Consider the following 21351-nt stretch of genomic DNA (forward strand, 5'->3'; position numbering starts at 1 on the left):
TGGGCAGCGGGGGTGCGCCCTGCTGCCTGCGCCAATCGCCTGCGACACGTGGGACGGAGGGGCGCGTCGGCGTCGAGAGGCCGGCCGTGCAAAGGCCCGAAGGGCCGAGCGCGACCGGGCTGCCGGCACCGGCGCGGGCGCCCCGGAGGCGAACGAGCCGTGAGACGACGAGACGGAGTGGCAACGGATGCAGCACGCAGTGGGGTCTCCGCTGCCGCCGCCCCACCAGCCGGGGCAGGGGCCGCACGCCGGCTGGGCGTCGGCCGCACATCACCCGGGGCCGCCCCCGGGAGTCCCACAGGGGCCGGCCCCCGTGCCCCCGCCGGTTCCGGCGCCCGGTTTCCCGGCCTCGCCCGGGCCGGTGCCCCCGTCCACGGTCCCGCAGCAGCCCGCTGCCTTCTCCGGCCCGGTGCCGCCGTCCACGGCCCCGCCGGTCAGCGCCCCGCCCGCCCCTGATACCACCGGGCATGTGCCGCTGCCACCCGGCGGACCGGTGGGCGTGCCCGCGGCACCCCCCGCGGCGGCTCCCGTCCCGGACCCGACGACCACCACCCTCGCGGTCCTGCTCATCGGCCCGGCCGGCGCGGGCAAGACCAGCGTCGCCAAGTACTGGGCGGACCACCGACGCGTCCCCACGGCCCACATCAGCCTGGACGACGTGCGCGAATGGGTCCGCTCGGGCTTCGCCGACCCGCAGTCCGGCTGGAACGACAACTCCGAGGCCCAGTACCGGCTGGCCCGCCGGACCTGCGGCTTCGCCGCACGGAACTTCCTCGCCAACGGCATCTCCTGCATCCTGGACGACGCCGTCTTCCCGGACCGCCCGGTCGTCGGCCTCGGCGGCTGGAAGCGGCACGTGGGCCCGGGCCTGCTCCCGGTCGTTCTGCTCCCGGGCCTGGACATCGTCCTGGAGCGCAATGCCGAGCGCTCCGGCAACCGCCGCCTCACCGATGAGGAGGTGGCCCGCATCCACGGCCGCATGGCCGGCTGGTACGGCTCGGGCCTGCCGATCATCGACAACTCCCAGCTGGACGTCCCGGGCACGGCCCGCGTCCTGGACGAGGTCCTGGCGAGGGCGATCGCGAGCCCCCCGAGCTGGTAGCTGCGGGAGCCGGCGGCCCCTGCGGAGTGCGGGGGACCGCGCCCCCAGCCCTCGCTTCACCGGCCCCTGGAAACAGCCGCACCGCCCCCTCCAAGCCCCACTCGGCCCTCCACAAATCGGCACAATCGACACAAAACTCCTACGCTCATCTCATGTCAGAGGTGTACGCGAACCGCCGATCCCGGCTGAGGGACCACGTCAACGCGGCCGGCACCGCGGGAGCGCTCGTCACCCGCCCCGCCAACGTGCGCTACCTCGCCGCCGCAGCCCCGCGGGGCTCCGTCCTGCTCCTCGGCAAGAGCGAAGACATGCTCGTCTGCGTCGGCCCGCTCGAGGATCGTCCGTACGAGGGCCGGCCGGACGAGAACCTGCGCCTGCACGTCCTCCCGTCGCCCGGAGGCGACCCGGCGGTCACCGCGGCCGACCTGGGCGCGGCCCAGGGCGCCGATTCCCTGGCCGTGGAGGAACACCACCTCACCGTGGCCCGCCACAGGGCGCTGACCTCGGTCGTCCCGGGGCTCCGCCTCACCGACCTCGGTGGCGCCGTGGAGCAGCTCCGGGTGGTCAAGGACGAGGAGGAGATCTCCTGCCTCCGCATCGGCGCCGAGATCGCCGACCAGGCCCTCGGCGAGCTGCTGGAGTCCATCCTGGTCGGCCGCACCGAACGGCACCTGGCGCTGGAGCTGGAACGGCGACTGGTCGACCACGGAGCCGACGGTGCGGCCTTCCCGACCTCGGTGGCCACCGGCCCGCACGCCGGCCGGCGCGGTCACCGCCCCACCGACCGGCGTGTGGAGGAGGGGGACTTCCTCTCCGTGTGCCTGGGGGCCACCTACCGCGGCTACCGCTGCGAGATCGGCCGTACGTTCGTCATCGGCACCTCACCCGCCGACTGGCAGATCCAGCTGTACGACCTGGTCTTCGCAGCCCAGCGCGCCGGACGCGAGTCCCTGGCACCCGGCGCCGCCTACCGCGACGTGGACCGCGCGGCACGCCAGGTACTGGACGCCGCCGGCTATGCGGAGGCCCTGCCACCGCTCACCGGACACGGCGTCGGACTCGAAATCGACGAGGACCCGCAGTTGGCGCCCGCGGCCATGGGTAAACTGGACGCTTGCGTGCCGGTCACCGTCGAACCGGGGGTCCACCTCCCGGGCCGGGGCGGCGTCCGGATCGATGACACGCTCGTCGTACGCCCCGAGGCGGACGGCGGACCCGAGCTACTCACCATCACGACCAAGGAGCTGCTCGCGCTGTAGCGCGTGACCCCGGGGTCGTACGTCAGTCCAGGAGATTCCGCAACCGTGGCTTCCACGAACGACCTCAAGAACGGCATGGTGCTCAAGCTCGAAGGCGGCCAGCTCTGGTCCGTCGTCGAGTTCCAGCACGTCAAGCCCGGCAAGGGCCCGGCCTTCGTGCGCACCAAGCTCAAGAACGTGCTCTCCGGCAAGGTCGTCGACAAGACCTTCAACGCCGGCGTCAAGGTCGAGACGGCCACTGTCGACAAGCGCGACATGCAGTTCTCGTACATGGACGGCGAGTACTTCGTCTTCATGGACATGGAGACCTACGACCAGCTGCACATCGACCGCAAGGCCGTCGGCGACGCCGCCAACTTCCTGATCGAGGGCTTCACGGCCACCGTCGCGCAGCACGAGGGCGAGGTGCTCTTCGTCGACCTGCCGGCCGCCGTCGAGCTGACCATCGCCGAGACCGAGCCGGGCGTCCAGGGTGACCGCTCCACCGGTGGCACCAAGCCCGCCACCCTGGAGACCGGCCACCAGATCCAGGTCCCGCTCTTCATCACCACCGGCGAGAAGATCAAGGTCGACACCCGCACCAGCGACTACCTCGGCCGGGTGAACAGCTAACCGTGGCTGCCCGCAACACGGCCCGCAAGCGCGCCTTCCAGATCCTCTTCGAGGGCGACCAGCGCGGCGCCGACGTGCTGACGGTCCTCGCCGACTGGATCCGGCTCTCCCGGTCCGACACCCGGCAGCCCCCGGTCAGCGAGTACACGATGCAGCTGGTCGAGGGCTACGCGGGGCACGCGACGCGCATCGACGAGCTGATCGCCCAGTACGCGGTGGGGTGGACGCTCGACCGGATGCCGGTCGTCGACCGCAACATCCTGCGGCTGGGGGCGTACGAGCTGATCTGGGTCGACGAGACCCCGGACGCCGTCGTCCTGGACGAGATGGTGCAGCTGGCCAAGGAGTTCTCGACCGACGAGTCGCCCTCGTTCGTGAACGGCCTGCTCGGCCGGCTCAAGGAGCTGAAGCCGACGCTGCGCCGGGACGCCTGAGCCGGTACGACAAACGCCGGAGGGCCCGCAGCAGGCGTGCTGCGGGCCCTCCGGCGTGTATCCGGACCTCCGCGCCCCGGGACGCGCTCAGAAAGCCGCCGGGGTGTCCGGAACCATAGAGTTCCGGACACCCCGGCGGCACGTTTCTGCTGAGCTTTCGGAGGCGGCTACGCCTCTTCGTGCGTGGCCACCGCGCGACGCGCGTCCGCGTCCAGGACGCCCCAGCTGATCAGCTGTTCGGTGAGGACCGAGGGGGACTGGTCGTAGATGACGGCGAGGGTGCGCAGGTCGTCCTGGCGGATCGACAGCACCTTGCCGTTGTAGTCACCGCGCTGGGACTGGATCGTCGCGGCGTAGCGCTGCAGGGGGCCCGCCTTCTCGGCCGGTACCGTGGCCAGCCGCTCCAGGTCCAGGACCAGCTTCGGCGGCGGCTCGGCGGCGCCGCCCGGCGTGGTGCCCGGCAGCAGCTCCTGCACAGGAACGCCATAGAAATCGGCCAGCTCGGCAAGGCGCTGCACGGTCACGGCACGGTCACCGCGCTCGTACGAACCGACCACCACGGCCTTCCAGCGACCCTGGGACTTCTCCTCGACACCGTGGAGGGAAAGGCCCTGCTGGGTGCGGATGGCCCGGAGCTTGGCCCCGAGCTGTTTGGCGTATTCGCTGGACATATAGCTCCCCGGACACTGTGTCGACGCGGCCGGCTGTCTTCCCGCCGCGCGGCTGGTAACTCACTGTGAGGTTACGCAGCGTGACTCTCATGCGTCAAGCCGAATGGTCCACACCGACTCTTCCGTGGTAGTGGCGGCCGGTTACGCCGAGGGGGTGATCGAGGCCGTCCGGGGACCTGCTACGGTGGATGGCGCAATTCCGACGTCCTTTAAGGTCCGTCCCGTGAGGCGGAGAAGGAGGTCCGTTTCGTATGGACAAGCACGCAAACCTGCATGCATCCGATGCCCGGCCCGTTCTCGAGGGGCCTGACATCGCGCGGGTGCTGACCCGCATCGCCCACGAGATCGTCGAGCGCGCCAAGGGCGCCGACGACGTGGTGCTCCTCGGCATTCCGACCCGGGGCGTCTTCCTCGCCCAGCGGCTCGCCGTCAAACTGCAGCAGATCACCGACCGCAAGATCCCGGTCGGCTCGCTCGACATCACCATGTACCGCGACGACCTGCGCCTGCACCCGCCGCGTGCGCTGGCCCGCACCGAGATCCCCGGCGACGGCATCGACGGCAAGCTGGTCGTCCTGGTCGACGACGTGCTCTTCTCCGGTCGCACCATCCGCGCCGCCCTCGACGCCCTGAACGACATCGGGCGCCCGCGCGCGGTGCAGCTCGCGGTCCTGGTCGACCGCGGCCACCGTGAACTGCCCATCCGCGCCGACTACGTCGGCAAGAACCTCCCCACGTCGCTGCGGGAGACGGTCAAGGTCCAGCTCACCGAGGAGGACGGTCGCGACACCGTGCTGCTCGGTGTGAAGGCCGGCCAGTAGCAGATCAGGCACCGGGCCGCCTCGGCGTGCCCACCCGCGCACTGGTTTGCCCGAATCCTCCCGAATGAACTGCCTTACGGAGCCTGACAGATGCAGCGTCATCTCATCTCGGCCGCCGACCTCACCCGCGACGACGCCGTCCTGATCCTCGACACCGCCGAGGAGATGGCCCGGGTCGCCGACCGGCCGATCAAGAAGCTGCCGACCCTGCGCGGTCGGACGATCGTCAACCTCTTCTTCGAGGACTCCACCCGCACGCGCATCTCCTTCGAAGCCGCCGAGAAGCGCCTGTCCGCGGACGTCATCAACTTCTCCGCCAAGGGCTCGTCGGTGTCCAAGGGCGAGTCCCTGAAGGACACGGCGCAGACCCTGGAGGCCATGGGCGTGGACGCCGTGGTCATCCGGCACGGCGCCTCCGGAGCCCCGTACCGCCTGGCCAACTCCGGCTGGATCGACGCCGCCGTCGTCAACGCCGGCGACGGCACCCACCAGCACCCCACCCAGGCCCTGCTGGACGCCTTCACCATGCGCCGCCGGCTGATCGGCCGCGACACCGGTCTCGGCCAGGACCTGTCCGGCAAGCGCATCACCATCGTCGGCGACGTCCTGCACAGCCGGGTCGCCCGCTCCAACGTCGACCTGCTGCACACCCTCGGCGCCGAGGTCACCCTGGTCGCCCCGCCCACCCTGCTGCCGGTCGGCATCGAGTCCTGGCCCTGCTCGGTCTCGTACGACCTCGACAGCACCCTGCCGAAGTGCGACGCCGTGATGATGCTCCGCGTGCAGCGCGAGCGCATGAACGCCGCCTTCTTCCCGACCGAGCGCGAGTACGCGCGGCGCTACGGCCTCGACGGCGACCGCATGGCCAAGCTGCCCGAGCACGCCATCGTGATGCACCCCGGCCCGATGGTCCGGGGCATGGAGATCACCGCCGAGGTCGCCGACTCCGACCGCTGCACCGCCGTGGAGCAGGTCGCCAACGGCGTCTCCATCCGGATGGCGGTCCTGTACCTGCTGCTCGGCGGCAACGAACCCGCCCTCACCCACGCCCGTACCACCGAGGAGAAGTAAGACCATGAGCAAGATCCTGATCCGCGGTGCGAAGGTGCTCGGTGGTGAGCCGCAGGACGTGCTGATCGACGGCGAGACCATCGCCGGCGTGGGCACGGGCCTCAGCACGGAGGGCGCCGAGGTGATCGAGGCCGGCGGCAAGGTGCTGCTGCCGGGCCTGGTCGACCTGCACACCCATCTGCGCGAGCCGGGCCGCGAGGACTCCGAGACCGTCCTGACCGGCACCCGCGCGGCGGCCAGCGGCGGCTACACGGCCGTCTTCGCCATGGCCAACACCTTCCCGGTCGCCGACACCGCCGGCGTGGTGGAGCAGGTCTGGCGGCTCGGCAAGGAGCACGGCTACTGCGACGTGCAGCCCATCGGCGCCGTCACCGTCGGCCTGGAGGGCAAGAAGCTCGCCGAACTGGGCGCCATGCACGAGTCCGCCGCGGGCGTCACCGTCTTCTCCGACGACGGCAAGTGCGTGGACGACGCCGTGATCATGCGCCGCGCGCTGGAGTACGTGAAGGCCTTCGGCGGCGTCGTCGCCCAGCACGCGCAGGAGCCGCGGCTCACCGAGGGCGCCCAGATGAACGAGGGCGTCGTCTCCGCCGAGCTGGGCCTGGGCGGCTGGCCGGCCGTCGCCGAGGAGTCGATCATCGCGCGGGACGTGCTGCTCGCCGAGCACGTCGGCTCCCGCGTCCACATCTGCCACCTGTCGACCGCCGGCAGCGTCGAGATCGTCCGCTGGGCCAAGTCCCGCGGCATCCGGGTCACCGCCGAGGTCACCCCGCACCACCTGCTCCTCACCGACGAGCTGGTGCGGACGTACAACCCCGTCTACAAGGTCAACCCGCCGCTGCGCACCGAGCGGGACGTGCACGCCCTGCGCGAGGCGCTCGCCGACGGCACGATCGACATCGTCGCCACCGACCACGCCCCGCACCCGCACGAGGACAAGGACTGCGAGTGGGCCGCCGCCGCCATGGGCATGGTCGGCCTGGAGACCGCGTTGTCGGTGGTCCAGGAGACCATGGTCGACACGGGCCTGCTGGACTGGGCCGGCGTCGCCGACCGCATGTCCGTCAAGCCCGCGCAGATCGGACAGGCCACCGGGCACGGCCGTCCCGTCTCGGCTGGTGAGCCCGCCAACCTCACCCTCGTCGACACGGCATACCGTGGCCAGGTGGACCCCGCGGGCTTCGCCTCGCGCAGCCGCAACACCCCGTACCAGGGACGTGAGCTGCCGGGCCGTGTGACGCACACGTGGCTGCGGGGCAAGGCCACGCTCGTCGACGGGAAGCTCACGTGACACCTGTAATCCTGCTGGCCGAGGCCCAGAAATCCGCCGAGGTCACCAACTGGCCCGGGCGGATCGGCTGGCTCGTCGGACTCGCCCTCTTCATCGCGCTCGTCTACTGGCTGATGCGCGAGGGCTGGAAGTGGCGCGGCACCCTCCAGGGCGACCTGCCCGCGCTGCCCAGCGCGCCGGAGGAGACCGGCCCGGCCAGACTGAGCATGAGCGGCCGCTACCACGGCTCCACCACCGCCGGGCAGTGGCTGGACCGCATCGTGGCCCACGGCCTGGGCACCCGCAGCCGGGCCGAGCTCACCCTGACCGACGAGGGTCTGGAGGTCGAGCGCCCGGGGGCGACCGACTTCTTCGTCCCCACCGCCGCACTGCGCGGCGCCCGCCTGGACAAGGGCATCGCCGGCAAGGTCCTCACCGAGGGCGGCTTGCTGGTGGTGACCTGGGCACACGGCGACAAACTGATCGACTCCGGCTTCCGCTCCGACCACTCGGCCGAGCACAGCGCATGGGTCGACACCCTGAACCAGATGACCGACAACACGGAAGGCGCACGATGACGACCTCCACCAGGGGAAGCTCCTCTCAGAGGAACAAGGCGCTTCCCGCCGTACTCGTCCTGGAGGACGGCCGCATCTTCCGCGGCCGCGCCTACGGGGCCGTGGGGGAGACCTTCGGCGAGGCCGTGTTCTCCACCGGCATGACCGGCTACCAGGAGACCCTGACCGACCCGTCGTACGACCGCCAGATCGTCGTCGCGACCGCCCCGCAGATCGGCAACACCGGCTGGAACGACGAGGACGACGAGTCGAGCCGCATCTGGGTCTCCGGCTACGTCGTGCGCGACCCCGCGCGCGTGCCGTCGAACTGGCGGGCCAAGCGCTCCCTCGACGACGAGCTGGAGCGCCAGGGCGTGGTCGGCATCTCCGGCATCGACACCCGCGCCCTCACCCGCCACCTGCGCGAGCGCGGCTCGATGCGCGCCGGCGTCTTCTCCGGCGAGGCGATCGCCCCCGAGGCGAAGCTGCTGGAGCGCGTGCAGGCTCAGCCGCACATGAAGGGCGCGAGCCTCTACGAGGAGGTCGCGACCAAGGAGGCGTACGTCGTCCCGGCGGTCGGCGAGAAGCGGTTCACCGTCGCCGCCGTCGACCTGGGCATCAAGGGCATGACCCCGCACCGCATGGCCGAGCGCGGCATCGAGGTGCACGTGCTGCCCGCCACCGCCACGGCCGACGACATCTACGCGGTCGACCCGGACGGCGTGTTCTTCTCCAACGGCCCCGGCGACCCGGCCACCGCCGACGGCCCGGTCGCGCTGATGACCGCCGTCCTGGAGCGCCGGACGCCCCTGTTCGGCATCTGCTTCGGCAACCAGATCCTCGGCCGCGCCCTGGGCTTCGGCACCTACAAGCTGAAGTACGGCCACCGCGGCATCAACCAGCCGGTCCAGGACCGCACGACCGGCAAGGTCGAGGTCACCGCGCACAACCACGGCTTCGCCGTGGACGCGCCCCTCGACAAGGTCAGCGAGACGAAGTTCGGCCGCGCCGAGGTCTCGCACGTCTGCCTGAACGACGACGTCGTGGAGGGGCTGCAGCTGCTCGACCAGCCCGCCTTCTCCGTCCAGTACCACCCGGAAGCGGCAGCCGGCCCGCACGACGCCGCCTACCTGTTCGACCGCTTCGTTTCCCTGATGGAGGGCCAGCGTGCCTAAGCGCACCGATATCCAGTCCGTCCTGGTCATCGGCTCCGGCCCGATCGTCATCGGCCAGGCCGCCGAGTTCGACTACTCCGGCACCCAGGCCTGCCGGGTGCTCAAGGCCGAGGGCCTGCGCGTCGTCCTCGTCAACTCCAACCCGGCGACGATCATGACGGACCCGGAGATCGCCGACGCCACCTACGTCGAGCCGATCACCCCGGAGTTCGTCGAGAAGATCATCGTCAAGGAGCGCCCCGACGCCCTGCTGCCCACCCTGGGCGGCCAGACGGCCCTGAACACCGCCATCTCGCTGCACGAGAACGGTGTCCTGGAGAAGTACGGCGTCGAGCTGATCGGCGCCAAGCCCGAGGCGATCCACAAGGGCGAGGACCGCGACCTGTTCAAGGCCGTCGTGGAGGAGGTCCGCCGCAAGACCGGGCACGGCGAGTCCGCCCGCTCGGTCATCTGCCACTCCATGGACGACGTCCTCAAGGGCGTCGAGACCCTCGGCGGCTACCCGGTCGTCGTCCGCCCGTCCTTCACCATGGGCGGCGCCGGCTCCGGCTTCGCCCACGACGAGGACGAGCTGCGCCGCATCGCCGGCCAGGGCCTCACACTGTCCCCGACCACCGAGGTGCTCCTGGAGGAGTCCATCCTCGGCTGGAAGGAGTACGAGCTGGAGCTGATGCGCGACAAGCACGACAACGTCGTGGTCGTCTGCTCCATCGAGAACTTCGACCCCATGGGCGTGCACACCGGTGACTCCATCACCGTCGCCCCGGCGATGACGCTGACCGACCGCGAGTACCAGATCCTGCGCGACATCGGCATCGCCGTCATCCGCGAGGTCGGCGTCGACACCGGCGGCTGCAACATCCAGTTCGCGGTGAACCCCGAGGACGGCCGCGTGATCGTCATCGAGATGAACCCGCGCGTCTCACGCTCCTCGGCGCTCGCCTCCAAGGCCACCGGCTTCCCGATCGCCAAGATCGCCGCCAAGCTGGCCGTCGGCTACACGCTGGACGAGATCCCGAACGACATCACGCAGGAGACCCCGGCCTCCTTCGAGCCGACGCTCGACTACGTGGTCGTGAAGGCCCCGCGCTTCGCCTTCGAGAAGTTCCCGCAGGCCGACTCCACGCTGACCACGACCATGAAGTCGGTCGGCGAGGCCATGGCCATCGGCCGCAACTTCACCGAGGCCTTCCAGAAGGCGCTGCGCTCCCTGGAGAAGAAGGGCAGCCAGTTCACGTTCGTCGGCGAGCCCGGCGACAAGGACGCCCTGCTGCACGAGGCCGTACGGCCCACCGACGGCCGCATCAACACGGTCATGCAGGCCATCCGCGCGGGTGCCACGCCCGAGGAGGTCTTCGAGTACACGAAGATCGACCCGTGGTTCGTGGACCAGCTCTTCCTGATCAAGGAGATCGCGGACGAGCTGGCCGAGGCCCCCGAGCTGACCGCGGACCTGCTCGCCGAGGCCAAGCGGCACGGCTTCTCCGACCAGCAGATCGCCGAGATCCGCGGCCTGCGCGAGGACGTCGTCCGCGAGGTCCGGCACGCGCTGGGCATCCGCCCGGTCTACAAGACGGTCGACACCTGTGCGGCCGAGTTCGCCGCCAGGACGCCGTACTTCTACTCCTCCTACGACGAGGAGACCGAGGTCGCGCGGCGCGAGAAGCCCGCGGTCATCATCCTGGGCTCCGGCCCGAACCGCATCGGCCAGGGCATCGAGTTCGACTACTCCTGCGTCCACGCCTCCTTCGCGCTGTCCGACGCCGGGTACGAGACCGTGATGGTCAACTGCAACCCGGAGACCGTCTCCACGGACTACGACACCTCCGACCGCCTGTACTTCGAGCCGCTGACGCTCGAGGACGTGCTGGAGATCGTCCACGCGGAGCAGCAGGCCGGCCCGATCGCGGGCGTGATCGTCCAGCTGGGCGGCCAGACCCCGCTGGGTCTCTCGCAGGCCCTGAAGGACAACGGCGTGCCGATCGTCGGCACGTCCCCCGAGGCCATCCACGCGGCCGAGGACCGCGGCGCCTTCGGCCGCGTCCTCGAGGAGGCGGGTCTGCCCGCTCCGAAGCACGGCACGGCCACCACCTTCGCGGGCGCCAAGGCCATCGCGGACGAGATCGGCTACCCGGTCCTGGTCCGGCCCTCCTACGTCCTCGGCGGACGCGGCATGGAGATCGTCTACGACGAGACCCGCCTCGCCGCCTACATCGCCGAGTCGACCGAGATCAGCCCCTCCCGGCCGGTCCTCGTCGACCGCTTCCTGGACGACGCGATCGAGATCGACGTCGACGCGCTCTACGACGGCGAGGAGCTGTACCTCGGCGGCGTCATGGAGCACATCGAGGAGGCCGGCATCCACTCCGGCGACTCGGCGTGCGCCCTGCCCCCGATCACCCTCGGCGGCTTCGACATCAAGCGCCTGCGCGCCTCCACCGAAGCCATCGCCAAGGGCGTCGGCGTGCGCGGCCTGATCAACATCCAGTTCGCGATGGCCGGCGACATCCTCTACGTCCTGGAGGCCAACCCGCGCGCCTCCCGGACGGTCCCCTTCACCTCGAAGGCGACCGCGGTGCCGCTCGCGAAGGCCGCCGCCCGCATCTCGCTGGGCGCGACCATCGCCGAGCTGCGCGCCGAGGGCCTGCTGCCGCAGCACGGCGACGGCGGCGAGCTGCCGCTGGACGCGCCGATCTCCGTCAAGGAGGCCGTGATGCCGTGGTCGCGCTTCCGCGACATCCACGGCCGCGGCGTCGACACCGTCCTCGGCCCGGAGATGCGCTCCACCGGCGAGGTCATGGGCATCGACTCCGTCTTCGGCACGGCGTACGCCAAGTCGCAGGCGGGCGCCTACGGCCCGCTGCCCACCAAGGGCCGCGCGTTCATCTCGGTCGCCAACCGCGACAAGCGCTCGATGATCTTCCCGGCCCGTGAGCTGGTCGCGCACGGCTTCGAGCTGCTCGCCACCTCGGGCACGGCCGAGGTGCTCAAGCGCAACGGCATCCACGCCACCGTCGTGCGCAAGCAGTCCGAGGGCACCGGCCCCAACGGTGAGAAGACCATCGTCCAGCTCATCCACGACGGCGAGGTCGACCTCATCGTCAACACCCCGTACGGCACCGGCGGCCGCCTCGACGGCTACGACATCCGTACGGCCGCGGTGGCCCGCTCCGTGCCGTGCCTGACGACCGTCCAGGCGCTCGCGGCGGCCGTCCAGGGCATCGACGCCCTCAACCACGGTGACGTGGGCGTCCGCTCGCTCCAGGAACACGCGGAACACCTGACCGCGGCCCGCGACTAGGGCTTCGCCCCGCGACCAGGGCTTCGCGCGGGCCGTGTCCACGCTGCGGGCCGGCCGTGGCCGGTCGCGCCCGCGCGGCGGAGCCGTATGTCAAAGCCGCCCCGCGCCCCTTCGGGGCGCGGGTCCCTAGCCGCCTATGAGGGGGGACTCCGGAGACGGTGTCCCCCCTCCGTGTGAGGACAGTCGATGTATCACCTCTTCTTCCGCCTGGTCTTCCGCCGGATGGACCCGGAAGCCGCCCACCACCTGGCCTTCCGCTGGATCCGCCTCGCCGCCCGGATCCCCGTGCTGCGCACCTTCGTCGCCGCCGCGCTCGCCCCCCGGTACAAGGAGCTGCGCACCGAGGCCTTCGGGCTGCGGATGCACGGCCCCTTCGGGCTCGCCGCCGGCTTCGACAAGAACGCCGTCGCCATCGACGGCATGTCGATGCTGGGCTTCGACCACGTCGAGATCGGCACGGTCACCGGGGAGCCGCAGCCGGGCAACCCCAAGAAACGCCTGTTCCGGCTGGTCGCGGACCGTGCGCTGATCAACCGCATGGGTTTCAACAACGACGGCTCGCTGGCCGTGGCGGCCCGCCTGGCCACCCGCGAGCCGGTCTTCAGGACCGTCGTCGGCGTCAACATCGGCAAGACCAAGGTCGTCCCGGAGGCGGAGGCCGTCGCCGACTACGTGAAGTCCGCCGAGCGCCTCGCGCCGTACGCGGACTACCTGGTCGTCAACGTCTCTTCGCCCAACACCCCCGGTCTGCGCAACCTCCAGGCCACGGAGGCGCTGCGGCCGCTACTGACGGCCGTGCGCGAGGCCGCCGACCGCACGGTCGCGAACCGGCGCGTCCCGCTGCTGGTGAAGATCGCCCCCGACCTCGCCGACGAGGACATCGACGCGGTAGCCGACCTCGCCGTGGAACTGGGCCTGGACGGCATCATCGCCACCAACACCACCATCGCGCGCGAGGGCCTCGGCCTGCGGTCCGCGCCCGCCCTGGTGAAGGAGACCGGCGGCCTGTCCGGCGCTCCCCTGAAGGCACGCTCCCTGGAGGTCCTGCGCCGCCTGTACGCGCGCGTGGGCGACCGGATCACCCTGGTGGGCGTCGGCGGCATCGAGACCGCCGAGGACGCCTGGCAGCGGATCCTGGCCGGCGCCACGCTGGTCCAGGGGTACAGCGCCTTCATCTACGAGGGCCCCTTCTGGTGCCGCGCGATCCACAAGGGTCTCGCCGCCCGTCTGCGCAACAGCCCGTACGCCACCCTCGCCGACGCGGTCGGCGCCGACGTGAGGACGCCCCGATGACCAGCATGAGCCCCCAGGACCCCTTCGGCGCCCGGCTGCGCCGCGCCATGGACGAGCGCGGCCCACTGTGCGTCGGCATCGACCCGCACTCCTCCCTGCTCGCCGAGTGGGGCCTGAACGACGACGTCGCCGGCCTGGAGCGGTTCAGCCGCACGGTCGTCGAGGCCATGGCCGACCGGGTGGCCGTGCTGAAGCCGCAGAGCGCCTTCTTCGAGCGGTTCGGCTCGCGCGGCCTGGCCGTCCTCGAGAAGTCGGTGCAGGAGGCGCGCGCGGCCGGTGCCCTGGTCGTGATGGACGCCAAGCGCGGCGACATCGGCTCGACCATGGCCGCCTACGCCGAGGCGTTCCTGCACAAGGACGCCCCGCTGTTCTCGGACGCCCTCACCGTCTCGCCGTACCTCGGCTACGGCTCGCTCAGCCCGGCCGTGGCCCTGGCCCGGGAGAGCGGTGCCGGGCTGTTCGTGCTGGCGTTGACCTCGAACCCGGAGGGCGGCGAGGTGCAGCACGCCGTGCGCGGGGACGGCAGGACCATCGGCGCGACCATGCTGGCCCACCTGGCGGCCGAGAACGCGGGGGAGGAGCCGCTGGGCTCCTTCGGCGCGGTCGTGGGCGCCACGCTCGGCGACCTGTCCTCGTACGACCTGGACATCAACGGCCCGCTGCTCGCGCCCGGCATCGGGGCCCAGGGGGCGACCCCGGCCGATCTGCCCGGGGTCTTCGGGACGGCTGTCCGCAACGTCGTGCCCAACGTCAGCCGGGGTGTTCTGCGTCACGGTCCCGACGTCGCGGCGCTGCGGGAGGCGGCCGGGCGGTTCGCGGCGGAGATCCAGGCAGCCGTCCGTGCCGCCTGACCCCTGGCGGTGGGCTCGGTGGAGCGGTATCGCGCCGACTTGAGTGTGAATACATCCTCAAATCGAGGGCATTATGTCTCAAATGTCCGGCCTGACGGAGGCTGACCAGGACTTTTCCGCTGTTCTCGCTGACTCTGGCGGACTTGCCCGCTAGTCTCCGAGCAGTGGGGACGCCTCCCACGCCCTTCAGGCAGTGGGGGACAGCGGGCAGCGTGTTGCTCGTGGCTCCCCAGGTGTGGGGCGACTAGGTTCCTCACCGGTCCGTATCCGACAGTTCGACATCCGAGGTGACGTAGGCGTGGCTCTTCCGCCCCTTACCCCTGAACAGCGCGCAGCCGCGCTCGAAAAGGCCGCCGCGGCTCGCCGGGAGCGGGCCGAGGTCAAGAATCGACTCAAGCACTCCGGCGCCTCCCTGCACGAGGTCATCAAGCAGGGCCAGGAAAACGACGTCATCGGCAAGATGAAGGTCTCTGCGCTGCTGGAGTCCCTGCCGGGCGTGGGCAAGGTCCGCGCCAAGCAGATCATGGAGCGTCTGGGCATCTCCGAGAGCCGCCGTGTGCGCGGTCTCGGTTCCAACCAGATCGCCTCCCTGGAGCGTGAGTTCGGCAGCACCGGCTCCTGAGTCCGCCCCCGGGCGGACCGGGAGTCCCGGGCACTCCGGGATTGCTGGAATAATCGCTGCATGGCAGTAACACTCCGGGGGACGACCCCCGAGCCCCCGGACGCACGTCCGCGGCTGACCGTGCTCTCCGGCCCTTCGGGGGTCGGCAAGAGCACGGTCGTCGCCCATATGCGCAAGGAACACCCCGAGGTCTGGCTCTCGGTGTCCGCGACGACCCGAAAGCCGCGCCCCGGTGAGCAGCACGGAGTCCACTACTTCTTCGTCACCGACGAGGAGATGGACAAGCTGATCGCCAACGGTGAGCTGCTCGAATGGGCCGAGTTCGCCGGCAACCGCTACGGAACGCCCCGCGCGGCCGTGCTGGAGCGGCTGGAGAACGGCGAGCCCGTGCTGCTGGAGATCGACCTCCAGGGCGCTCGCCAGGTCCGGGAGTCGATGTCCGACGCCCAGTTGGTGTTCCTGGCTCCGCCTTCCTGGGAGGAGCTGGTGCGCAGGCTCACCGGCCGGGGGACCGAGCCGCCCGAGGTCATCGAACGCCGCCTGGAGGCGGCCAGGACCGAGCTGGCGGCCGAGCCGGAGTTCGACGAGACCTTGGTCAACACCTCCGTCGAGGACGTGGCCCGCGAGCTGCTAGCCTTGATGGACGTTGTGTGATCGTGACTCTGATCACGATCATTGATTCTTTTCCATCCATCGGAAGGTAGAGCGTGTCCTCTTCCATCACCGCGCCCGAGGGCATCATCAACCCGCCGATCGACGAGCTTCTCGAGGCCACGGACTCGAAGTACAGCCTCGTGATCTACGCGGCCAAGCGTGCCCGCCAGATCAACGCGTACTACTCGCAGCTCGGCGAGGGTCTCCTCGAGTACGTCGGTCCGCTCGTCGACACCCACGTGCACGAGAAGCCGCTCTCGATCGCGCTGCGTGAGATCAACGCCGGTCTGCTGACCTCCGAGGCCATCGAAGGCCCGGCTCAGTAGTACTTTTCAGATTGCGGTTGACTCATCCAACAGGCCCGGCAGTCATTCCCCCGGCGAACGCCGGGGGCCCCTGCCGGGCCTGTGGTGTGTCATGGAGTCGTACGGTTCCGTCGTACGTTTTCGAGTCCGGGGAGACACGGTGGACAAGCCGAGGGTCGTGCTGGGGGTCAGCGGTGGCATCGCCGCCTACAAGGCCTGTGAGCTGCTGAGAAGGTTCACGGAGTCGGGTCACGACGTCCGCGTGGTGCCCACCGCCTCCGCGCTGCACTTCGTCGGCGCCGCCACCTGGTCGGCCCTGTCCGGCAACCCCGTCTCCGCCGAGGTCTGGGACGAGGTCCACCAGGTCCCGCACGTCCGCATCGGCCAGCACGCCGACCTGGTCGTCGTGGCCCCGGCCACCGCAGACATGCTCGCAAAGGCCGCCCACGGCCTCGCCGACGACCTGCTGACCAACACGCTCCTCACCGCCCGCTGTCCGGTCGTCTTCGCCCCGGCGATGCACACCGAGATGTGGGAGCACCCGGCCACCCAGGAGAACGTGGCCACGCTGCGCCGACGCGGCGCCGTCGTCGTCGAGCCCGCCGTCGGCCGCCTCACCGGCGTCGACACCGGCAAGGGCCGGCTGCCCGACCCAGCGGAGATCTTCGAGGTGTGCCGCCGGGTGCTGGCCCGGGGCGTGACCGAGCCCGATCTCGCCGGGCGGCACGTCGTCGTCTCGGCAGGCGGCACCCGTGAACCCCTGGACCCGGTCCGCTTCCTCGGCAACCGCTCCTCGGGCAAGCAGGGCTACGCGCTCGCCCGCACCGCCGCCGCCCGCGGCGCCCGGGTGACGCTGGTCTCGGCCAACACCGGCCTGCCCGACCCGGCGGGCGTGGACGTCGTCCGGGTCGGCACGGCCGTCCAGCTCCGCGAGGCCGTCCTCAAAGCCGCGGCGGACGCCGACGCCGTGGTCATGGCCGCCGCCGTCGCCGACTTCCGCCCGGCCGCCTACGCCGCCGGAAAGATCAAGAAGAAGGACGGCCAGGAACCGGAGCCGATCGTTCTCCTGCGAAATCCGGACATTCTTGCGGAGATTTCGGCCGATCGTGCGCGCCCCGGACAGGTGATCGTCGGCTTCGCCGCCGAGACCGACGACGTCCTCGCCAACGGCCGCACCAAGCTCGCCCGCAAGGGCTGCGACCTGCTCGTGGTCAACGAGGTCGGGGAGCGCAAGACCTTCGGCGCGGAGGAGAACGAGGCCGTCGTACTGGGCGCGGACGGCACCGAGACCCCGGTGCCGCACGGCCCCAAGGAGGCCCTCGCCGACACGGTCTGGGACCTGGTCGTAGGACGACTGGACTAACGTCCGGCACGCGAACGGGCGAACTCTCCGTCCGCTCGCGCCGGGCTCGAAACGGGCGTGGCGGCCCTGGCCAAGGCCGCTCGCCATTGTGCAGAATGCCCGTGCCGCAGGTCACAGCGCTCCCGAGAGGCGAGACGGTGGCCCGTCGGCCGAGTGCGACCGATAAACTGTTTCACGGACGACGCCAGGCGCAGCCCAGCGTCGTCCGCAAATGATCAGCCAGCAGCCGCTGCAACCACAGGGAGCGTTGTGTCCCGTCGCCTGTTCACCTCGGAGTCCGTGACCGAGGGTCACCCCGACAAGATCGCTGACCAGATCAGCGACACCATTCTCGACGCGCTTCTGCGCGAGGACCCGACCTCCCGTGTCGCGGTCGAGACCCTGATCACCACCGGCCTCGTCCACGTGGCCGGCGAGGTCACGACCAAGGCCTACGCGGACATCGCCACCCTGGTCCGCAACAAGATCCTCGAGATCGGCTACGACTCCTCGAAGAAGGGCTTCGACGGCGCCTCCTGCGGCGTGTCGGTGTCCATCGGCGCGCAGTCCCCGGACATCGCCCAGGGCGTCGACACCGCCTACGAGTCCCGGGTCGAGGGCGACGAGGACGAGCTGGACCGGCAGGGCGCGGGCGACCAGGGCCTGATGTTCGGCTACGCGTCCGACGAGACGCCGACCCTGATGCCGCTGCCGATCTTCCTGGCGCACCGCCTGTCCAAGCGGCTCTCCGAGGTCCGCAAGAACGGCACCATCCCCTACCTGCGCCCGGACGGCAAGACGCAGGTCACCATCGAGTACGACGGCGACAAGGCCGTCCGCCTCGACACCGTGGTCGTCTCCTCGCAGCACGCCTCCGACATCGACCTGGAGTCGCTGCTCGCCCCCGACATCCGCGAGTTCGTCGTGGAGCCGGAGCTGAAGGCGCTCCTGGACGAGGGCATCAAGCTGGACACCGAGGGCTACCGCCTGCTGGTCAACCCGACCGGCCGCTTCGAGATCGGCGGCCCGATGGGCGACGCCGGCCTGACCGGCCGCAAGATCATCATCGACACCTACGGCGGCATGGCCCGCCACGGCGGCGGTGCCTTCTCCGGCAAGGACCCGTCCAAGGTGGACCGCTCGGCCGCCTACGCCATGCGCTGGGTCGCCAAGAACGTCGTGGCCGCCGGCCTGGCCGCCCGCTGCGAGGTCCAGGTCGCCTACGCGATCGGCAAGGCCGAGCCCGTCGGTCTCTTCGTCGAGACTTTCGGCACCGCCAAGGTCGACCACGAGAAGATCGAGAAGGCCATCGACGAGGTCTTCGACCTCCGCCCGGCCGCGATCATCCGCGACCTCGACCTGCTCCGCCCGATCTACTCCCAGACGGCGGCCTACGGCCACTTCGGCCGCGAGCTGCCCGACTTCACCTGGGAGCGCACGGACCGCGTGGACGCGCTGCGCCAGGCCGCCGGCCTGTAGTTCCGCCCACTCTTAACGCTGAGGCCCGGCCCCCGAAAGGGGGGCCGGGCCTCAGCGTGTGCGGGGCCGTCAGGCCGCCTCCAGGCGGATCCGGCGCAGGACGCGGTCGACCCCACGATCCGGACGGTCGGCTGCCGGACGTCCGCGTCGTCCGTCGTCGTCCCCGTCGAACCCCGTCGCGCCGCCGGACGCCACCTGTCCACCGGGGCCGCCGGACGGCCCCGCAGGTGTTCCGGGCGGCCGGGCGCCGGTCCGCTCATGCCCGTGAGCCCGGCTTGTCGGTGCCGTTTGGTAAGAATGCAAGCGTGAGCAGCGAGAACGGGGTGCCCCCGGCAGAGGGGGACGGCGGGGCCGAAGGGGCGCCGCCGGAGCAGCTCGCGCTCATCCGGGAGAGTGTGCGCAAGGCCAAGGAGCCGCGGGCCAAACCGCGGACCTGGCGGGGGGCCGCGCTGGCCAAGGAGCTGCCGGTCGCCCGGGTGCTGGTCGACAAAGGAGTGCTGCACCTCGACCGGTACTTCGACTACGCCGTGCCCGAGGAACTGGACGCACAGGCGCAGCCCGGCGTGCGGGTGCGGGTGCGGTTCGGGGCCGGGCGCGGCCGGGTGCGGGAAGGGCGCCGGGAGGGCGGCGGACTGATCGACGGCTTCCTCGTCGAGCGGCGGGCCGAGACCGACTACTCCGGACCACTGGCCGCGCTCGCCCAGGTCGTGTCGCCGGAGCCGGTGCTGAGCGACGAGCTGCTGGGACTCGCGCGAGCCGTCGCCGACCGGTACGCGGGAAGTCTCGCCGACGTCCTCCAGCTGGCCGTGCCGCCGCGCAGCGCCCGCGCCGAGCAGCGGCCGTCCCCGACACCGCTCCCGCCGCCCCGGACCCCCGACGCCGGGCCCTGGACGCGGTACGAGCACGGGGGCGCATTCCTCGACGCACTGGCCTCCGGCGGGGCGCCCAGGGCCGTGTGGAACGCCCTGCCGGGGCCGTTGTGGAGCGAGGAGCTGGCACGTGCCGTCGCCGCCACGCTCGCCTCGGGACGCGGCGCCCTCGTCGTCGTACCGGACGGCCGGGCCGCCGCACGGGTCGACGCCGCGCTCACCGAGCTGCTCGGCGCGGGCCGGCACGCCCTGCTCACCGCCGACGCCGGGCCCGAGAAGCGGTATGCGCAGTGGCTCGCGGTGCGCCGGGGTTCCGTGCGGGCCGTCGTGGGGACGCGGGCGGCGATGTTCGCTCCGGTGCAGGACCTGGGGCTCGTCGCCATCTGGGACGACGGGGACGACAGCCACAGCGAGCAGCACGCTCCCCAGCCGCACGCCCGGGACGTGCTGCTGCTGCGGGCCGCGCTGGACAAGTGCGCCTTCCTGCTGGGGAGTTGGAGCTGCACCGTGGAAGCGGCCCAGCTCGTCGAGAGCGGCTGGGCCCGGCCGCTGGTGGCGGGGCGGGAACAGGTGCGCCGCACCGCACCCCTCGTCCGGACGGTCGGGGACGACGACCTCGCGCGCGACGAGGCCGCCCGCGCCGCCCGGCTGCCCACGCTCGCCTGGCAGGCCGCCCGCGAGGGGCTGCGGCACGGGCCGGTGCTGGTGCAGGTGCCCCGGCGCGGATACGCGCCGCGCATGGCCTGCGCCCAGTGCCGGGCGCCCGCCCGGTGCCGGCACTGCTCCGGGCCGCTCCAGGGGCAGGACGCGGGGGCGCTGCGGTGCGCCTGGTGCGGGCGCGACGAGGGCGCCTGGCACTGTCCGGAGTGCGGCGGCTTCCGGCTCCGCGCCCAAGTCGTGGGAGCACGGCGGACCGCCGAAGAGCTGGGGCGGGCCTTTCCCGCGGTACCGGTGCGCACCTCGGGCCGGGAGCATGTGCTGGACACCGTGCCCGGCACGCCCGCGCTGGTCGTCAGCACGCCCGGCGCCGAGCCGGTCGCCGAGGGCGGCTATGCCGCGGCCCTGCTGCTGGACGGCTGGGCCATGCTCGTGCGACCCGACCTGCGGGCCGGCGAGGACGCGCTGCGCCGGTGGATCGCGGCCGGCGCGCTGGTGCGGCCGCAGACCGAGGGCGGCACGGTGGTCGTGGTGGCCGAGCCGACGCTGCGGCCGGTACAGGCGCTGGTGCGCTGGGATCCCGTCGGGCACGCCGTGCGGGAGCTGTCCGAGCGGGCCGAGCTGGGCTTCCCGCCGGTTTCCCGGATGGCGGCCGTGTCCGGGCCGTCCGCGGCGGTCGCCGAGTTCCTCACCACGGTCGAGCTGCCGCCGGACGCCGAGCTGCTGGGTCCGGTGCCGCTTGCGCCCACGATGCCCGGCAGCCCGCGCAGGACCGGCGCACCGCCGCCCGGCGAGCACTGGGAACGGGCACTCGTCCGCGTGCCCCCGGGCAGTGGGTCCGCGCTCGCCGCTGCGCTCAAGACCGCGCAGGCCGGACGGATGGCCCGGGGGAGCGGGGAGCCGGTCCGGGTGCGGGTCGACCCTCCGGACATCGGGTGACGAGGCGCGGGGGAGTGGATGCGGGATGCCCTACGTCTGCCCTCCCGGAGACGCCGGGAGGGCAAGG

General features: G+C 71.5%; 19 protein-coding genes. 18 read left to right on the forward strand and 1 reads right to left on the reverse strand.

The annotated features are described in order from the left end of the window. Window positions 1–187: 187 nt before the first annotated feature. The 4 genes from ACZ4SF_RS17140 (at window position 188) to nusB (ending at window position 3407) form a co-directional block, all read left to right on the forward strand. Window positions 188–1102, forward strand: coding sequence for a Pro-rich N-terminal domain-containing protein (locus ACZ4SF_RS17140; protein ID WP_468384522.1), 915 nt, complete (start codon window positions 188–190; stop codon window positions 1100–1102). Between the two features lie 152 nt (window positions 1103–1254). Further along, complete coding sequence (locus ACZ4SF_RS17145; protein WP_468384525.1) at window positions 1255–2361, forward strand: aminopeptidase P family protein; 1107 nt, start codon at window positions 1255–1257, stop codon at window positions 2359–2361. 45 nt (window positions 2362–2406) lie between these two features. Beyond that, window positions 2407–2973: an elongation factor P gene (gene efp / locus ACZ4SF_RS17150; protein WP_201840382.1), complete on the forward strand. Its 567-nt coding sequence runs from the start codon at window positions 2407–2409 to the stop codon at window positions 2971–2973. A 2-nt stretch (window positions 2974–2975) separates the two neighbouring features. Next, window positions 2976–3407 carry a transcription antitermination factor NusB gene (gene nusB / locus ACZ4SF_RS17155; RefSeq protein WP_468384529.1) on the forward strand — a complete coding sequence of 144 codons (432 nt, stop codon included), beginning with the start codon at window positions 2976–2978 and terminating at the stop codon, window positions 3405–3407. A 167-nt stretch (window positions 3408–3574) separates the two neighbouring features. Here nusB and bldD read toward each other — a convergent pair whose 3' ends face one another. Beyond that, window positions 3575–4078 (reverse strand): transcriptional regulator BldD, encoded by a 504-nt coding sequence (gene bldD / locus ACZ4SF_RS17160; RefSeq protein ID WP_014671524.1) that lies wholly within the window; start codon window positions 4076–4078, stop codon window positions 3575–3577. Between the two features lie 251 nt (window positions 4079–4329). On the opposite strand from bldD, the gene pyrR reads away from it, so the two are divergent. The 14 genes from pyrR (at window position 4330) to ACZ4SF_RS17230 (ending at window position 21284) form a co-directional block, all read left to right on the forward strand. Next, window positions 4330–4899 (forward strand): bifunctional pyr operon transcriptional regulator/uracil phosphoribosyltransferase PyrR, encoded by a 570-nt coding sequence (gene pyrR, locus ACZ4SF_RS17165; protein ID WP_468384532.1) that lies wholly within the window; start codon window positions 4330–4332, stop codon window positions 4897–4899. A gap of 90 nt (window positions 4900–4989) precedes the next feature. Continuing rightward, window positions 4990–5970 (forward strand): aspartate carbamoyltransferase catalytic subunit, encoded by a 981-nt coding sequence (locus ACZ4SF_RS17170; RefSeq protein WP_468384535.1) that lies wholly within the window; start codon window positions 4990–4992, stop codon window positions 5968–5970. 4 nt (window positions 5971–5974) lie between these two features. Then, window positions 5975–7261, forward strand: coding sequence for a dihydroorotase (locus tag ACZ4SF_RS17175; RefSeq protein ID WP_468384538.1), 1287 nt, complete (start codon window positions 5975–5977; stop codon window positions 7259–7261). Continuing rightward, a complete protein-coding gene (locus tag ACZ4SF_RS17180) occupies window positions 7258–7818 on the forward strand; it encodes a PH-like domain-containing protein (protein ID WP_468384541.1) in 561 nt (186 codons plus the stop codon). Before ACZ4SF_RS17175 ends, ACZ4SF_RS17180 begins: the two co-directional genes overlap by 4 nt. Then, entirely contained in the window at window positions 7815–8972 is a 1158-nt protein-coding gene (gene carA / locus ACZ4SF_RS17185) for a glutamine-hydrolyzing carbamoyl-phosphate synthase small subunit (RefSeq protein ID WP_468384544.1), read from the forward strand. Before ACZ4SF_RS17180 ends, carA begins: the two co-directional genes overlap by 4 nt. Then, window positions 8965–12273 (forward strand): carbamoyl-phosphate synthase large subunit, encoded by a 3309-nt coding sequence (gene carB, locus ACZ4SF_RS17190; protein ID WP_468384547.1) that lies wholly within the window; start codon window positions 8965–8967, stop codon window positions 12271–12273. The genes carA and carB overlap by 8 nt, the downstream gene beginning before the upstream one ends. Before the next feature lie 186 nt (window positions 12274–12459). Further along, window positions 12460–13566, forward strand: a complete 1107-nt coding sequence (locus ACZ4SF_RS17195; protein WP_468384549.1) for a quinone-dependent dihydroorotate dehydrogenase — start codon at window positions 12460–12462, stop codon at window positions 13564–13566. Between the two features lie 5 nt (window positions 13567–13571). Next, entirely contained in the window at window positions 13572–14417 is an 846-nt protein-coding gene (pyrF, locus tag ACZ4SF_RS17200; protein WP_468384869.1) for an orotidine-5'-phosphate decarboxylase, read from the forward strand. A 298-nt stretch (window positions 14418–14715) separates the two neighbouring features. Further along, entirely contained in the window at window positions 14716–15039 is a 324-nt protein-coding gene (locus ACZ4SF_RS17205; protein WP_003977346.1) for an integration host factor, read from the forward strand. 60 nt (window positions 15040–15099) lie between these two features. Beyond that, window positions 15100–15693, forward strand: a complete 594-nt coding sequence (gene gmk, locus ACZ4SF_RS17210) for a guanylate kinase (RefSeq protein ID WP_468384552.1) — start codon at window positions 15100–15102, stop codon at window positions 15691–15693. Window positions 15694–15746: 53 nt separating this feature from the next. Continuing rightward, complete coding sequence (gene rpoZ / locus ACZ4SF_RS17215) at window positions 15747–16019, forward strand: DNA-directed RNA polymerase subunit omega (RefSeq protein WP_005319902.1); 273 nt, start codon at window positions 15747–15749, stop codon at window positions 16017–16019. Window positions 16020–16158: 139 nt separating this feature from the next. Continuing rightward, window positions 16159–17361, forward strand: coding sequence for a bifunctional phosphopantothenoylcysteine decarboxylase/phosphopantothenate--cysteine ligase CoaBC (gene coaBC / locus ACZ4SF_RS17220; protein WP_468384555.1), 1203 nt, complete (start codon window positions 16159–16161; stop codon window positions 17359–17361). A 249-nt stretch (window positions 17362–17610) separates the two neighbouring features. After that, window positions 17611–18819 (forward strand): methionine adenosyltransferase, encoded by a 1209-nt coding sequence (gene metK / locus ACZ4SF_RS17225; RefSeq protein ID WP_468384558.1) that lies wholly within the window; start codon window positions 17611–17613, stop codon window positions 18817–18819. A gap of 305 nt (window positions 18820–19124) precedes the next feature. Then, window positions 19125–21284 carry a primosomal protein N' gene (locus ACZ4SF_RS17230; RefSeq protein WP_468384560.1) on the forward strand — a complete coding sequence of 720 codons (2160 nt, stop codon included), beginning with the start codon at window positions 19125–19127 and terminating at the stop codon, window positions 21282–21284. Window positions 21285–21351: the final 67 nt, after the last annotated feature.

The organism is Streptomyces sp. NPDC027663, assembly GCF_055566415.1.